The sequence below is a fragment of the Hydrocarboniphaga sp. FW305-C-57 genome, assembly GCF_058783045.1.
In genome coordinates this window covers 163195-178492 of the sequence record NZ_JBYSYG010000004.1, presented here as the reverse complement: position 1 = coordinate 178492, position 15298 = coordinate 163195, and the positions used below count along the sequence as shown (strand labels likewise).

The 15298-nt window shown below is 68.0% G+C and carries 13 protein-coding genes; 5 read left to right on the top strand and 8 right to left on the bottom strand.

Going from position 1 to position 15298, the window contains the following annotated elements:
* Positions 1-82 precede the first annotated feature (82 nt).
* Positions 83-2119: a lytic transglycosylase domain-containing protein gene (locus AC3WUM_RS10265; RefSeq protein ID WP_492410184.1), complete on the top strand. Its 2037-nt coding sequence runs from the start codon at positions 83-85 to the stop codon at positions 2117-2119.
* 12 nt (positions 2120-2131) lie between these two features.
* Complete coding sequence (locus tag AC3WUM_RS10260; RefSeq protein ID WP_492410183.1) at positions 2132-3370, top strand: multifunctional CCA addition/repair protein; 1239 nt, start codon at positions 2132-2134, stop codon at positions 3368-3370.
* 46 nt (positions 3371-3416) lie between these two features.
* On the opposite strand, the gene AC3WUM_RS10255 is transcribed toward AC3WUM_RS10260, so the two are convergent.
* Positions 3417-4727 (bottom strand): OmpA family protein, encoded by a 1311-nt coding sequence (locus AC3WUM_RS10255; RefSeq protein ID WP_492410182.1) that lies wholly within the window; start codon positions 4725-4727, stop codon positions 3417-3419.
* Between the two features lie 84 nt (positions 4728-4811).
* Positions 4812-5588 (bottom strand): undecaprenyl-diphosphate phosphatase, encoded by a 777-nt coding sequence (locus AC3WUM_RS10250; RefSeq protein ID WP_492410181.1) that lies wholly within the window; start codon positions 5586-5588, stop codon positions 4812-4814.
* A 161-nt stretch (positions 5589-5749) separates the two neighbouring features.
* Here AC3WUM_RS10250 and AC3WUM_RS10245 point away from each other — a divergent pair, with 161 nt between their 5' ends.
* Both AC3WUM_RS10245 and AC3WUM_RS10240 read left to right on the top strand, forming a co-directional pair.
* Complete coding sequence (locus tag AC3WUM_RS10245) at positions 5750-6514, top strand: SDR family oxidoreductase (RefSeq protein WP_492410180.1); 765 nt, start codon at positions 5750-5752, stop codon at positions 6512-6514.
* A 75-nt stretch (positions 6515-6589) separates the two neighbouring features.
* Complete coding sequence (locus tag AC3WUM_RS10240; RefSeq protein WP_492410179.1) at positions 6590-7441, top strand: EcsC family protein; 852 nt, start codon at positions 6590-6592, stop codon at positions 7439-7441.
* A 55-nt stretch (positions 7442-7496) separates the two neighbouring features.
* On the opposite strand, the gene AC3WUM_RS10235 is transcribed toward AC3WUM_RS10240, so the two are convergent.
* From AC3WUM_RS10235 to AC3WUM_RS10225, 3 genes are all read right to left on the bottom strand, one after another.
* Positions 7497-8324 carry a M14 family zinc carboxypeptidase gene (locus tag AC3WUM_RS10235; protein WP_492410178.1) on the bottom strand — a complete coding sequence of 276 codons (828 nt, stop codon included), beginning with the start codon at positions 8322-8324 and terminating at the stop codon, positions 7497-7499.
* A gap of 131 nt (positions 8325-8455) precedes the next feature.
* The gene (locus AC3WUM_RS10230; RefSeq protein ID WP_492410177.1) at positions 8456-9115 is read right to left on the bottom strand and encodes a thiol:disulfide interchange protein DsbA/DsbL; all 660 of its coding nucleotides are present in this window, start codon (positions 9113-9115) and stop codon (positions 8456-8458) included.
* 34 nt (positions 9116-9149) lie between these two features.
* Positions 9150-9782: a c-type cytochrome gene (locus tag AC3WUM_RS10225; protein WP_492410176.1), complete on the bottom strand. Its 633-nt coding sequence runs from the start codon at positions 9780-9782 to the stop codon at positions 9150-9152.
* 161 nt (positions 9783-9943) lie between these two features.
* On the opposite strand from AC3WUM_RS10225, the gene yihA reads away from it, so the two are divergent.
* On the top strand, positions 9944-10579 hold the full coding sequence (yihA, locus tag AC3WUM_RS10220) for a ribosome biogenesis GTP-binding protein YihA/YsxC (RefSeq protein ID WP_492410175.1): 636 nt from the start codon (positions 9944-9946) through the stop codon (positions 10577-10579).
* A gap of 387 nt (positions 10580-10966) precedes the next feature.
* Here the strand turns inward: yihA and polA are convergent, their stop codons facing one another.
* Genes polA through lptM form a run of 3 tightly spaced genes read right to left on the bottom strand, consistent with a single transcriptional unit; the run spans position 10967 to position 15291 of the window.
* Entirely contained in the window at positions 10967-13792 is a 2826-nt protein-coding gene (polA, locus tag AC3WUM_RS10215; RefSeq protein WP_492410174.1) for a DNA polymerase I, read from the bottom strand.
* Positions 13785-15044, bottom strand: coding sequence for a diaminopimelate decarboxylase (lysA, locus tag AC3WUM_RS10210; protein ID WP_492410173.1), 1260 nt, complete (start codon positions 15042-15044; stop codon positions 13785-13787). The genes polA and lysA overlap by 8 nt, the downstream gene beginning before the upstream one ends.
* Positions 15045-15099: 55 nt before the next feature.
* A complete protein-coding gene (lptM, locus tag AC3WUM_RS10205) occupies positions 15100-15291 on the bottom strand; it encodes an LPS translocon maturation chaperone LptM (RefSeq protein ID WP_492410172.1) in 192 nt (63 codons plus the stop codon).
* Positions 15292-15298 lie beyond the last annotated feature (7 nt).

The following is a 15298-nucleotide window of genomic DNA, read 5'->3' as shown; positions in this document are numbered from 1 at the left end:
ATGACAGCCGAATCGGACCGCTGGGCCGGCCGACCGGGAGGTGGAATCGGCCCGGTTCAGCCCGCGCGGCTAAGATGGCGGCGTGAACGACCGACCCGCCAACACCCGACGCGCCGGCCTGCCACTGCGGCGGCTGACCCTCGTGCTGTGCACCGGCCTGGGCCTCACCGCGCAGGCCCAGCAGCCTCAGCCGCCGGCCGATCCCTACGCTGCGGTTCGCGCCGAGTTCGTCCAGCAACTCAAGGCGCTCGAAGCGATGCCGGCCCCGCAGCTCGCCGGCAGCACCGGCGAGGCCTCGGACGCGCTGCGCCGCTACATGCTCTACCCCTATCTCGAAGCCCAGCGCCTGCGCATGCCGATGCGCTATGGCCTGGCGCCCGACGATGCGGCGATCGGGGCGCTGCTGAGCCGCGACGGCGACGTCCCGTGGACGCGCGACCTGCGCCGCGACTGGCTGCTCGACCTCGCACGCCGCCAGCGCTGGCCGGACTTCATCACCTATTACGCCGACAACCGCGCCGACGCCCGACTCAAGTGCGAACAGCTGCGAGCGCTGACGGCGACTCCACCGACCGAGCCCGCCGCGCTCGCCCAGCTGCAGGACAAGCTGCTCGGCGTCTGGATGACCGGTTCGCAATTGCCGGACGCCTGCGTCGCTCCGTTCGAATGGGCGCGCAACCAGGGCTGGCTGACGCCCGAGCGCAACGCGCGGCGCGCGCGCCTGGCGCTCGAAGCCGGCAATGCCGACCTCGCCCAGTTCTTGCTCAAATCGCTGCCGCCCGAGGCGCTGCCGCAGCTGCGCGAGTGGGCGCAGCTGCTCGCCAACCCGGATCGGGAGATCGATTCGCTGATCGCCGGCGGCCCGACGCTGATCAACCAGCAGGAGCCGGCCGCGATCGCCGCCGCGGTGACCAAGATTTCGCGTCGCGATCCGGTCGCCGCGGCTCCGCGCGTCAATGCGCTGATCGCGGCTTGCGGTAGCCCGTGCACGCTCGCGTCGCCGGCGACGCCCGGAGAGTTGCGCCGCGAGGTCGCGCTCGGTTACGCCTGGAGCCGCTTGCCGGGTTCGGTCACCGCGTTTCAGCAGGTCGATCTCGCAGCGCTGGACGAGCGAGCGCACGAGTGGCGAGTCCGTGCGGCGCTGTGGATCGGCCAATGGTCGCTGGCCGCCAGCTGGATCGACCAGATGCCGCCAACGCTCGCGGCGCAACCGCGCTGGCGCTATTGGAAGGCCCGCGCCCGCGCCGCCAAGGGCGATGCCGAGGGTGCGAAAGCCTTGTACGAAGGCTTGGTCGCCGAAAACGGCTTCTATCCCTTGCTTGCCGCCGGACGCCTGGGACGTGGTTTCACCCCGACGCAGATTTCCGCTCCGCAGGACCCGGCGATGCAGCGCCAGCTCGTGCAGCAGCCCGGCGTGCAGCGCGCGCGCGAACTCTGGCTCGCCGGTCGCAGTGAATGGTCCTCGCTCGAATGGGGCGAAACGCTGGCCTCGCTGACGCCCGCGCAGGCGATGCAGGCCGCGCGGCTGCCGGGCACCTGGAACGCCTGGGTGCAGACCGTCACCGCCGCGAGCAAGGCGCAGGTGTTCGACGACTTCGAGCTGCTCTACCCGCGGCCGTTCGAATCCGAGGTGCAGGCCGCCTCGAAGCTGTCGGGCGTGCCGAGCCAGTGGATTTTCGCGGTCATGCGCCAGGAGAGCCTCTACGATCCGCGCGCGCGCTCGCGGGCCGATGCGCTCGGCCTGCTGCAATTGCTCGTCGGCACGGCGCGCGATACCGCGCGCCGCCAGGGCCAGCCCGCGCCCGATGCGAGCGCGCTGTTCGACCCGGCCGTCAACACGCGGCTCGGGGCGCTGCATCTCAAGGAGCTGCTCGAACGCTACGAGCAGGAATTCGTGCTCGTACTCGGCGCCTACAACGCCGGTCCGCGGCCGGTGCAGCGCTGGCGCCCGCCGTCCGAGTCGCTCGACGCCGACGTCTGGATCGAGAACGTGCCGTACAACGAAACCCGCAGCTATATCCAGCGCGTGACCTGGCACAGCGCGGTGTTCGGCTGGCGCGCGAGCGGCCAGCCGCAGTCGGCCGACAGGCTGCTCAAGCCGATCACGCCGGGCGGCTGAGGTCAGCGGCCGATGAAACGCTATCTGGTCGGCGGTGCGGTACGCGACGCGCTGCTCGGGCGCCCGGTTACCGAGCGCGACTGGGTCGTGGTCGGCTCGACGCAGGACGACATGGTCGCCGCCGGCTACAAGCCCGTAGGGCGCGACTTTCCGGTGTTCATCGATCCGAACACCGGCGAGGAACACGCGCTCGCGCGTACCGAGCGCAAGTCCGGGCGCGGCTATCGTGGCTTCGTCACCGACGCCTCGCCCGAGGTCACGCTCGAGGAGGACCTGCTGCGCCGCGACCTCACGGTCAACGCGATGGCCCAGGACGAAGACGGCCGGATCATCGACCCCTACGGCGGCCGCGCCGATCTCGAAGCCCGCGTGCTGCGCCACGTGTCGGCGAGCTTCGCCGAGGATCCCGTACGCATCCTGCGGCTCGCGCGCTTTCATGCTCGCTACGCCCCGCGCGGCTTCACGGTCGCGGCCGAGACCCAGGCCCTGCTCCAGCGGATGGTGGCGGCCGGCGAAGCCGACGACCTCGTACCCGAGCGCGTCTGGAAGGAAACCGAGCGCGCGCTGATGGAGTCGGAGAAGCCCAGCGTGTTCTTCGAAGACCTCGAGGCCAGCGGGGCGCTCGCCCGCGTGATGCCCGAAGTGGCCGCCCTGCGCGGGGTTCCGCAGCGCGCCGACTATCACCCGGAGGTCGACACCCTGCGCCACACGCTGATGGCGGTCGACGCGTCGGTCCGCCATCGGTTCGCGTTGCCGGTGCGCGTCGCGGCGCTGCTGCACGACCTCGGCAAGGCCGCGACGCCGGAATCGGAATGGCCGAGCCATCGCATGCACGAGGAGCGCGGGCTGCCGCTGGTGGCCGCGTTCTGCGAACGCCTGCGCGTGCCGAACCCCTGCCGCGACCTCGCGCTGACGGTCACGCGCGACCACCTGAACGTGCATCGGGCGCGCGAGCTGCGGCCCGGCACGCTGCTCGCGCTGCTCGACCGGCTCGGAGCCTTCCGCAAGAACGGCGAGGGTTTCGAGCAGGCCTTGCAGAGCTGCCTCTGCGATGCGCGCGGCAGGCTCGGCCTCGAGGACTGCGACTACCCGGCCGTCGATTACCTGCGCCGCGCCCGCGAGGTGGCGCTGGCGACCCAGGCCGGCGAGGTCATGCGCGATGGCTTCGAAGGCCCCGCGATCAGCGAGCAGATCAGGCTGCGGCGCGAACAGGCGCTCAAGCGCTGGAAGCCATCGGGTCCCGCGGCATGAAAAAGGCCGGCGAAAGCCGGCCTTTTTCATCACCACCGCCCCTCGCTCAGGGAGCGGGCGCGGGCTCCGCCGGCGGCGGAACGTCGCCTTCGGGCACCGGCGAGGCGACCGTCGGCGCCGGACCTGCGGCCGGGTTGGAGCCGGTCACGCGCAGTTCGACGCGCCGGTTGAGCTCGCGTCCCTCGTCGGTCGCGTTGTCGGCGACCGGCTGGGTCTCGCCATGACCGACGGTGCTCATGCGCGAGCCATCGATGCCGCGTTCGATCAGGTAGAGCTTGACCGCATCGGCCCGGCTTTCGGACAGCTTCTGGTTGTAGGCATCGGCGCCCTTGGAATCGGTGTGGCCGGCGATCTCGACCTGGATGTCCTGGCGCGCGAGCAGGGCGTCGGCCACCAGATCGAGCAGGGTCTTGGCGTTGACCGTGAGGCGCGATTTGTCGAACTCGAAGTTCACGCCGTGCAGGATTAGCGTCTGCCCAACCACGCAGCCTTCGAGCGAGAACGGCACGCCCGGCTTGGGCGACTCGCACGCAGGCGGCGGCGGGGCAGGAGGCGGAGCCGGCGGCTCGACGGGTGGAACCACCTCGACCGGCGGCGCAGCCGGTGGCGGCGCCTCTTCGGCGCGTTCGCCGAAGGAGTAGCGCAGGCTCAACAGCGCGGTCTGGGCCTCGTAGCGGAACTTCACGCGCGTGGCCGGATCGTCACGTAGCAGGTTGAGCTTGCTGCGATCGGTCTGCAGGTAGCGGTAATCGAGCGACAGCGTCAGATGGTCGCCGAGATCGAAGCCCAGGCCGGCGCCGACCTGGTAGGCGAAAACCGTGGTGGCACTATTGTTGAAGTCCTGGCCGTCATAGCCACCGTCGCTGAGCGCCACACGGGCGGCACCGAGGCCGAGGCCGGCGTACGGACGGACCCGGCTGCTGCGGAACAGGTCGGCCCAGAGGTTGACCATCGCGGTCTGGGCGTTCTGGTTGCCCTTGACGCCGTCCGGATCGGTGCCGTTCGGGGTCAACAGGCCGGACAGCAGGCCGGCCGGCTCGAGGTGGATACGGTCGAGATCGTTCTGCCGGTAGAGCAGCTCGAGCTCGGGACGCAACCAGCTCTCCGAGGCGTAGCCGAGCACGAGGCCGCCGGCCCAGCCGTCCTCGAATTTGATCTGGCCGATCTCGGTGCCGTCATCGAGCATGCCCCCGCCGTTGGGGTAGTAGATCCTGTACTTCTGCTTGTCGACGAAATTGACTCCGCCCCCGACTCCGACGTAAGGGCCTTGCCCGGCCTGCGCTGCGAACGACAGACTCAGCGTCGACGAGAGCAGCAGTACCGCGTGCTTGCCGGTGAAACGGCTCGTAATGGCCATGACCATGTCTCCCTGGTCCTCGCGAATTGTTCACCGCCGGCCGGCCCCTCCGCCGTGTCCGCCGATGCTCCCGGATCCATCGTGTTATCCGAGCAGTATCAACAAAATGGCTCCGAGCGCAATTCGATACCAGGCGAACAGCACGAAGCTGTGACCCGAGACGTAACGCAGCAGCCACTTCACCGCGATGAAGCCGGTGACCGCCGACATCGCGAAGCCGACGCCGAGCTCGCTCCAGTTCTCGGTCTGCAATTGTCCGTGCATCGCGAGCTTGAGCAGCTCGTAGGCGCTGGCTGCGAGCATGGTCGGAATGCCGACCATGAACGCGAACTCGGCCGCGAGCTTGCGATTGGTCAGCCCGGCCAGCATGGCGACGAAGATCGCGGCTGCCGAACGCGAGGTGCCCGGAAACGAGCCCGCGACCACCTGCGCCGCGCCGACCGCGAACGCCAGCTTCCAGGTCACCAGGTCGCGGATCGGCTGGCGCTTGGCCCAGCCTTCGACGATGAAGATGATCAGGCCGCCGACGATCAGCGCGGTGGCGATCGGGCGCGTGTTCTCGGGCAGTTCGGCGCCGAGCTTCTTGGCGAGCAGGCCGAGCACCGCGGTGACTAGGAAGGCGGCGCCGAGCTTGAGCGTGTAGTCGCGCAGCGCGGGATCGTTCCAGCCGGTGGCGAGCTGGCGGATGCGCGCGCGATAGACCAGCGTCACCGCGAGGATCGCGCCGGCCTGCACGGCGACGTTGAACAGGTCGGAGCGGCGGCCGAGCCAGTGCTCGGCGATCAGCAGATGACCGGTACTGGAAATGGGAAGGAATTCGGTGAGGCCTTCGATCAGGCCCAGCAGGATGGCGTCGAGCATCGAGTGAAAGTTGAGGGAGCCACGGAGGCGGAAGGCCGCGCACGAATCGCGCCGCTTCGGCGACAATGGGAACCGGAAATGGGCGGGGAATGAGCCGTTCCATCATACCGCGCTCCCGTGACGGAGCCCCTTCAGCCGCAACGACGTCCCCGCCGCAGGCCATGAAGACCGACTCGTCAGAACCAGCCCTCATCGGAAATCCGCCCGTCGCCATCGTCACCGGCGCCGGCCGCCGCATCGGCTCGGCCATCGCCACGGCCCTGCACGAAGCCGGCTATCGCGTGCTGCTGCACTACCGGCTCTCCGGCGAGGGCGCCCGCAAACTCGAGGCCGACTTCAACGCCCGCCGCTCCGATTCGGCCGCCTGCTTCGCAGGCGACATGGCCGACGATGCGCTGCCCGAGGCGCTCGCGCAGACCGCGATCGGGCGCTGGGGCCGGCTCGATGCGCTCGTCAACAACGCCTCGAGCTTCTACCCGACCGCGCTCGAGACGCTGACGCCGGCCCAGTTCGGCGACCTCATCGCGAGCAACCTCAAGGGCCCGCTGTTCCTCGCCAAGGCCTGCGCGGCGCGCATGCGGAGCGGCGCCATCGTCAACGTACTCGACATCCACGCGCGCAAGCCGATGCCGGGTTACGTCGCCTATTGCGCGGCCAAAGCCGGGCTGTGGTCGGTCACCGAAAGCCTGGCGATCGAGCTCGCCCCGCGCATCCGCGTCAACGGCGTCGCCCCGGGCCGCATGATCTGGGGCGTCGGCGACAAGCTCGACGAAGCCGAGCGCCTCGCCGAGCAGCAGCGCATTCCGATGAAGCAGCTCGGCGGCGGCGCCGAAGTGGCCCGCACCGTGCGCTTCTTGCTGTCCGACGAGGCCGGCTACATCAACGGGGCGGTGCTGCCGGTCGACGGCGGCCTGCGGCTGACGTAGGACGGGTCGCGGCCCGTCCTACGATCCATCCCGAAACCACGGCCATCGTTCAGCGCTGCGCATTAAGGTGAATCCATGAACCGCTACGAACTCGATCGCCTGGCCGAAATCCGCCGCTGGCAGGCCCAGGAGCCACCGCCGGCCGCGCGCTGGTTCGGCAAGGCCGCCGGGCCGGCGAGCCAGGCCGTGCAGACGATGATTCCGACCGAAGCCCTGCGCACCGCGCTGTCCGCGGTGCAGAGCACGGCCGGGCGCTTCTCGGGTCACGCGGCGCTGCTCAAGCAGGCCAAGGTCGGGCGCATCGAAGAGCTGCTCGACGTCGAGCTCGAAGTCTGCGACCAGCTGTCGGCCCGGCTGCGCCGTCGCGGCATGGCAATGGCCGGTGGAGCGGGCGCCGTGCTCGGCATCGCCGGTGCGGCCGGCATGGTCGCCGACGTGCCGGCACTGCTGGTGCTCGCGTTCCGCAGCATCCAGCGAACCGCGCTGTGCTATGGCCAGGTGATGACGCCCGAGGAGAGCCGGCGGCTCGGTATCGCCATCTTCGCGCTCGCATCGGCCAATTCGATCGAGGAGAAGCAGGCTGCGCAGCAGGCGGTCTGGCGCAACAGCGCCGAGCTCGACGACGCGGCCTGGCGTGACGGCATCGAACGCGCGGCCGAGCGCGAGCTCGCCAAGGAGGCCGCGACGATGAGTCTCAACAATCTCGCGCTCCAGGCCGGCAGGCATCTGGGCTGGCGCAAGGCCGCGAGCGCGATGCCGGTGGTCGGGGCGGTGATCGGCGGCTCGGTCAACGCCTGGTATCTCTACGACATCAGCAACGTCGCACGGTACTGCTTCCAGGAACGCTGGCTCGCGCACCGCTACGGCGAACTGCCCGATTCGATCGGGGTGCAGAGCCTGCCGAAGCTGGCAGCCGGCTCCCGTTAGCGGAGAAGCTTCGGCAGGCGTAGAGACGCCGAGCGCAGCAGCCCGACGCAGCTTCTCAGGGATCGCGCGGCTGGTTCAGCCACACCTCGTCGTCGAGCCGCTCGTAGAGCGGCGGGCGCTCGCGCGGCAGATTGCGCGAGAGCCAGTTCAGCATGTCGGTCCAGATGCGCTGCGATTGCGCGGCGGTCGGCATGATGCCGGCGTTGGGCAGCTCCAGCGTGATCACCGGCAGCTTGTGGTCGACGCCCGCGTAATTGCCGAGCGAGCCCGGGTAAACGCCGAGCGGTTGCAGGCGCAAATAGCCGAAGCGCTCGGGCGGGCGCAACGGGCCGTCGTAGTCGAGCACGCCATAGGGCGCGTGCACCGAGACGATCGCATCGGGCTTGAAGCTCTCGATCTGCGAGACGAGCCAGCGCGTCTCGGGCTCGGACATCGCCGACTTGCCCGGGAAGCGGCGCTTGTCCGAGCCGGCCTTGCTGCGCCAGTAGGCCAGTGCGCGCCTGTTCCAGTCCGCACTCGGGAAGTTGCGGTTGAGGTCGACGCCCGCGCGGTTCTCGCGCGTCGCCGGGTTGGCGAACAGGCCATCCGGGTTCGCGCTCGGAATCACGCGCCAGTAGAACGGCTGGATGCGCTCCTGCTCGAGCTTGCGCATCCACTGGAACACCATGCTGACGCTCGAGAATTCGTCGCCGTGGATGCCGCCGATCAGCAGCACGCGGCGCGGCTGGAACACGTCGCCATGCGCCGGAAAGTCCTTGTAGAGCAGGGCCTGGCGCAGGCGGCTCGCGCCGTCGCCGAGATGGAAGTTGGCGCGCCGGCAATCGGCCGGATCGACGCTCTGCAGGCGCTGGCCGAGCCGCTCGCAGGCCCGGTCGACCGACATCAGCGACAGCTCGGCAGCGGTGGCGCCGGAACCGGTCCCCGCACCAACAAAAAGCCCGGCCAGGAGCCGGGCGGCGACGATCGTGCGCCACGCTCGCCGCGGCGTCGCCCGCGGCAAGTCCCGATTGGTGTTTATTTCTTGCGTTCCTGGCGGACTTTCTCGATGAGGAAGTCGGTCACCTTGATCATCTTGTCGAAATCGCCCGCCATCGACGCATTGGTCGTGTACTTGCCACCGACCACGATCGCCGGAACGCTGGCGATGCCGTAGGCGCGCAGCAGCGCATCGGTGCGGCGCACCTGGCTGTCGACCGCGAAGCCCGCGAAGGTGCCGTTGAACACGTCCTCCGACACCGCGGCCTGGCGGTAGAACAGCGTGGCGATGCCGCCCTGCGTGAACAGCGAGGTGTCGTGCTTGACGTGGATGCCGTCGAACAGCGGCGTGTGGATCTTGTCGCCGATGTTGAGTGACTGCGCCGTGAAATAGGCCTTCTGGTGCAGCACGCCTTCGGGGTGGCCGAGACTGGACGGCAGACGCGCAAAATCGACGTCGGCCGCCTTGGTCTTGCGCCAGGCCTCGATCTTCGGATCGAAGTGGAAGCAGTGCTGGCAACCGTACCAGAACGCTTCCTCGACGAGGATGCGCTTGGGGTCGATCGGCTTCTGCGTGTCCCGCACGAGCTTGTATTGCTCGCCTTCCTTGAAAGCGGGAGTTTCCGCCAAGCCCGGCAAGCTCATCAGGGAAAGGCCGGCGAACACACTGGCGAGCAGCAGGCGCATGGAAAAACGCATTGAGAAGTCTCGATGAGGCCCCAACAGCCCGTTGCTATTGGACGCCGTTGATGTAGGACGCCAGCGCCTGGATCTCGTCATCGGTGAGCTTGGACGCCACGGCGGCCATCATCTGACCGGTGGGACCGACTTTGCGTTCCCCGGCCTTGTAGGCGGCGAGCTGCTTGGCGGTGTACTTGGCGTGCTGCGAGCCGATGCGCGGATAGCCGGCGGCGGGATTGCCGGCGCCCTTGGGGCCATGGCAGCTCGCGCAGGCCGGAATGCCGCGAGCGGCATCGCCCGCGCGGAACAGCGGCTCGGCCACGGCGACCGCGTCCTTGCTGCCGGCCGCGGGGGTGGATTTCTGTTGGGTGAAGTAGGCCGAGATGTCGGCGATGTCGGCCTCCGACAGCGGAGCGGCCTGGGCGGACATCACCGGGTCCTTGCGCTCGCCCGACTTGAAGGCCTTGAGCTGATGCGCAATGTAGCTGGACCCCTGGCCGGCCAGCTTGGGCCAGTCCGGCATGGCGCTGTTACCGCCAGGTCCATGGCAGGCGACGCAGGATGCGGCCTTGGTGGCGCCGGCGGTGGCATCTCCCTGGGTAAAGGGATCTTTTGATCCCGCTTCCTGGGCAGAAACCGTGGCAAATGGGGCGACGAGAACCAGCGCCATCAAAAGGCGTTTCATCAACAGCACTCCCAGTAGGCAAACGCGGTAGGCAACGGTGGCGATCGTCCGGCATCTAAGGTTCGTTGCCGGTGAAATCGCAGACGGCGCTGGGCGTCGAGTAGCACGACGCAAGCTAACCGGATAATTTGGCGGCGTAATTCTACACTCCGACTTGCTCAATGCAGAATCCCTTTTCCCAGGCCCAGTTCCTGCTCTCCTGCGCGCAGCTGACGCAGCTGCCCGACGACGAGCACCCGGAAGTCGCCTTCGCGGGTCGGTCCAACTCCGGCAAGTCGAGTGCCCTGAACGCCTTGTGCGGCCGCCATTCGCTCGCCCGCGTCAGCAAGACGCCCGGTCGAACCCAGCTCATCAACCTGTTCGGAATCAGCGACGGCTCGCGGCTGGCCGACCTGCCGGGCTATGGCTACGCTTCGGTTCCGAACCCCGTCCGTGCGAGCTGGGGCCGGCTGATCGGCGGCTACGTCGAGAAGCGCAGGAACCTGCGCGGACTGTTCCTGATCATGGATTGCCGCCACCCGCTGACCGATTACGACAAGCAGATGCTGGCCTGGACCGTCAGCGCCGGCCGCGACTGCCACGTCTTGCTGACCAAGGCCGACAAGCTCGGCTACGGGGCGTCGAAGGCAACCTTGCTTGCGACACGCAAGGGGCTCAAGGAGCTCGGCAGCCTCGCGACGGTCCAGCTGTTCTCGTCCAGCAGCCACCAGGGCCTCGACGAGGCGCGTGAACGTCTACAGTCGATGCTCGCCGGCGTCGTGCCGGAGGCGAACCGGGCCGAAGCCCCGGTCGCCTGAGCGCGGCGGCGTATGGAATTTCGCATCAAACTGAACAATTGAGGCCCGCATTCGGAGAGTCGCCGAACAGGGCCCGGAATTCGAAAGGATTCTGAAAAGAAAATGCCCCGTGAGCCGGGGGGAGACTCACGGGGCAACAGCTCCGGCTTGGGGGATGCCGGACCCGCCCAGGGAGTAGAGGCGGGGAGCGTGAAAAGGGAGAGATTCACGCTCGCAGTCTTAGAGGGCAGGCCTGATCGAAAGTTCACGCCGGTTTCCAGTTTTTTCGCGAAAACCGTAGGGGATCATGCGGGTCTTTCTTTAAATTGCTGATTCGTTTGATTTTCTTGTTTTAAAGTCGAGCGCCTGTCGAAGCCCGGCGACCGACGAACGGTCGTACGAACAGCTTCAGCCGGTCGAACGTGCATGTCCGTGCGGCTGGTGCGCCTCGTCCCAGTTCCCGGCCAGGCCGAAGTCGGCCACCAGCGGAACCGCGAGCGGGGCGATTCGCACCATCTGGTCGGCGATCGTCTGCGCTTTTTCGCGCAGCAGGGCCTCCGGCCCCTCGAAGACCAGTTCGTCGTGCACCTGCATGATCATGCTGATCCCGGGCGCATGGGCGTCGAGCCAAGCCTGCAGCTCGATCATCGCCTTCTTGATCAGGTCGGCCGCGGTACCCTGCAGCGGGGCGTTGATCGCGGTGCGCTCGGCGTACTGGCGCAGGCCCTGGTTGCGCGCGTTGATGTTCGGCAGGTAGAGCCGGCGGCCGAACAGGGTTTCGACGTAGCCGCGCGAACGCGCCGCCGAGCGCGTGTCGTCCATGAACTGCTTGACGCCCGGATAGCGGCCGAAGAAGCGCTCGATGTACTCGCCGGCCTCGTTGCGGCCGATGCCGAGCTGGCGCGCGAGCCCGAAGGCCGACATGCCGTAGATGAGTCCGAAGTTGATCGCCTTGGCGGCGCGGCGCTCGTCGCTGCCGACTTTTTCGAGCGGCAGGCCGAAGACCTCGGCGGCCGTGGCCTGGTGCACGTCGAGGTTCTGCCGGAACGCCTTCTGCAAGCGCTCGTCACCCGAGAAATGCGCCATCAGGCGCAGTTCGATCTGCGAATAATCGACCGCGAGCAGCGTATTGCCGGGTTCGGCGACGAAGGCCTGGCGGATGCGCCGGCCCTCGGCCGTGCGGATCGGAATGTTCTGCAGGTTCGGATCCTGCGACGACAGCCGGCCGGTCGCGGCCACCGCCTGGTGATAGCTCGTGTGGATGCGGCCGGTGCGTGGATTGATCGCGGCCGGCAGCTGCTCGGCATAGGTGCTGCGCAGCTTCTGCATCGCGCGCCAGTCGAGGATCAGGCGCGGCAGCGGGTGCTGGGCCGCGAGCTGTTCGAGCGTGTCTTCGGCCGTCGACGGATCGCCCTTGGGCGTCTTGGCGAGTACCGGCAGCTGGAATTTTTCGTAGAGCAGGGTCTGCAGCTGCTTCGGCGAGCCGAGGTTGAATTCGCCCTCGGCGACGACGTAAGCCTGCGCCTGCAGCTCGTCCATGCGCTGCGCGAGTTCGGCGCTGATCTTGCGCAGCAGCGGCGCATCGACTTTCACACCGCGACGCTCGATGCGCGCGAGCACCGGCACCAGCGGCATTTCGATTTCGTGGAAGACCTTCGCGAGCACCGGCTCGGCCTCGAGCTTCGGATACAGCGTCTCGTGCAGGCGCAGCGTGATGTCGGCGTCCTCGGCCGAATATTCGGTGGCCTTGTCGAGCGCGACCTGATTGAAGGTCAGCTGGTTCTTGCCCTTGCCGGCTACGTCGGCGAACTGGATCGTCTTGTGGCCGAGGTACTTGTCGGCCAGCGTATCCATGTCGTGGCGATTGCCGGCCGCATCGAGCACGTAGCTTTCGAGCATGGTGTCGAAGCGCAGGTTGCGCACTTCGATGTCGTAGCGCGCGAGCACGTTGATGTCGTACTTGCCGTGCTGCGCGAGCTTGGGCTTGCTCTGGTCTTCGAGCAGCGGCTTCACGCGCGCGATGACGCTCTGCAGCGACAGCTGCTCGGGCGCGCCGAGATAGTTGTGCGCGAGCGGCACGTACCAGCCGCTGCCGGATTCGACCGAAAACGCCAGGCCGACGAGCCCGGCCTGGTTCGCGTCGAGCGCATCGGTTTCGGTGTCGAAGCAGATCAGGCTGGCCCGTTCGAGGCAGCCGATCATGCGATCGAGCTCGGCTTCGTCGACCACGCAGATCGCCTGCGTGGGCTTGGACACGGTGCCGATGTCGGCCGCGTTCGCGCCGACCGCGGCGAGTGATTCGGGCGCCGCGCTTTCGAGTTCGGTGCCGGCCTCGGGCGCGGCTTCCGCCGCGGGCTTGCCGCCTTCGAGTTCCTCGCGCCAGCGATGGAATTCGAGCTTGCGATACAGCGCGACGAGCTGCTCGACGTCGCGCTCGCCGGGCACGAGGTCATCGAGCTGCACGGGCAGCTCGACGTCGCAGACGATCGTCGCGAGCCGATGCGAGAGCGGCAGGATGTCGAGCGCCGCGCGTAGCTTTTCGCCGATCTTGCCGCCGATCTCGCCCGCGCGATCGCGAATCGCGTCCAGCGAGCCGAACTCGGTCAGCCATTTCGCCGCGGTCTTCGGCCCCACACCCGGAACGCCCGGAATGTTGTCGACGGTGTCGCCGACGAGCGCGAGGTAATCGATGATGCGCTCGGGCGGCACGCCGAACTTCTCGATCACGCCGGCGCGATCCATGCGCTTGTTCTTCATCGTGTCGAGCAGGTGCACGTGCTCGTCGACGAGCTGCGCCATGTCCTTGTCGCTCGTGACGATCAGCACCGGCAGGCCGCGCTCGCGGCCCTGTTTGGTCAGCGTGCCGATGACGTCGTCGGCTTCGACGCCATCGACGACGAGCAGCGGAAAACCGAGCGCCTTGATGACCGCGACCACGTCCGGATACTGCGCCGACAGTTCGGCCGGCGTTTCATCGCGATTGGCCTTGTAGTCGGCGTAGAGCTCGTTGCGGAACACCGGGCCGCTCGGATCGAACACCACGCAGATGCGCTGCGGCTCGTATTCGCGGCACAGGCGCTTGAGCATGTTGACGATGCCGTAGACCGCGCCAGTCGGTTCGCCGCGCGAGTTGCTCAGCGGCGGCAGCGCGTGAAACGCGCGAAACAGCCAGCTCGAACCGTCGATCAGGATCAACGGCTGATCCGTTAACTGGCCGGCGGCCGCTTCAGCCATGACGACGCTCCAGCAGGCGTTCGTTGCGGATCAGATCGTCGAAGCTCTCGCGCGTGCGGATCACATGCGCGCGATCGCCGTCGACCATGATCTCGGCCGCGCGGCCGCGCGTGTTGTAGTTCGAGCTCATGACGAAGCCATAGGCGCCGGCGGTCTTCACTGCGAGCAGGTCGCCGGCTTCGAGCGCGAGCTCGCGCTCCTTGCCGATCCAGTCGCCCGATTCGCAGACCGGGCCGACGAGATCGTAGGACAGCGGCTTCGCGCTCGACTGCTGGCGCAGCGGCACGATGTCCATCCAGGCCTGATACAGCGCCGGACGCAGCAGATCGTTCATCGCCGCATCGATGACCGCGAAGTTCTTTTCTTCGGTCTGCTTGAGCAGCTCGACGCGCGTGAGCAGCACGCCGGCGGCGCCCGCGATCGCGCGGCCCGGCTCGGTGTGCACGGCAAGCCCGCGGCCTGCGAGCTTCGGCAGGATCGCGGCGGCCCAGCTCGCGGGTTCGAGCGGCTGTTCGTCGCGATAGCGCACGCCGAGGCCGCCACCGACGTCGATGTGTTCGAACTCGATGCCGGCGGCTTGCAGCTTGTCGACAAGCGCGAGCACGCGATCGAGCGCATCGAGGTACGGCGACACATCGAGCAGCTGCGAGCCGATGTGGCTCGCGATGCCGACGATGCGCAGGCCGCCGAGGTTCGCGGCCTCGCGATACAGGCGTTCGGCCGTGACGAGATCGACGCCGAACTTGTTCTGCTTGAGGCCGGTGGAAATATATGGATGCGTTTTCGCATCGACGTCCGGATTCACGCGCAGCGCGATGTCCGCGCGCTTGCCGAGCGAACGCGCGATCGCGTCGAGCTGATGCAGCTCGGCTTCGGATTCGACGTTGAAGCAGCCGATGCCGGCGTCGAGCGCGAAGCGCAGTTCGTCCACGGTCTTGCCGACGCCCGAGAACACCACCTTGGTCGGATCGCCACCGGCCTTGAGTACGCGACGCAGCTCGCCGGCCGAGACGATGTCGAAGCCGCTGCCGAGGCGCGCAAGCACCTGCAGCACCGCGAGGTTCGAATTCGCCTTGACCGCGTAGCAGACCTGATGCGGCACCTCGGCGAGCGCCTCGTCGAACGCGCGATATTGCTGCTCGAGCGCGGCGCGCGAATAGACGTAGGTCGGCGTGCCGTGCTGCTCGGCGATGCGCGAGAGCGGAACGTGTTCGGCGTAGAGTTCGCCGTCTCGGTACTCGAAGTGGGTCACGGTCTGGTTCGGCTGTTATGCGTTTTTCGCAAGGTCTGCGTGGATCGGCGGGCGCTCAGGGCGCCACCGGAGCGGTGGATTCTGCGGTCGGCGCGGGTGCGGGCTGCGGCGTGGCCGGCTTGCCCTGGGCGCGTTCCTTGTTGCGCTGACTCGGCGGCTTTTCGCTCTCGGGAACCTGATCGGGCAGATACAGCGGCCCGGTCTGCCCGCAGGCGCTCAACGCGGCGCACAGTACAAGCAACATCATCGGGCGG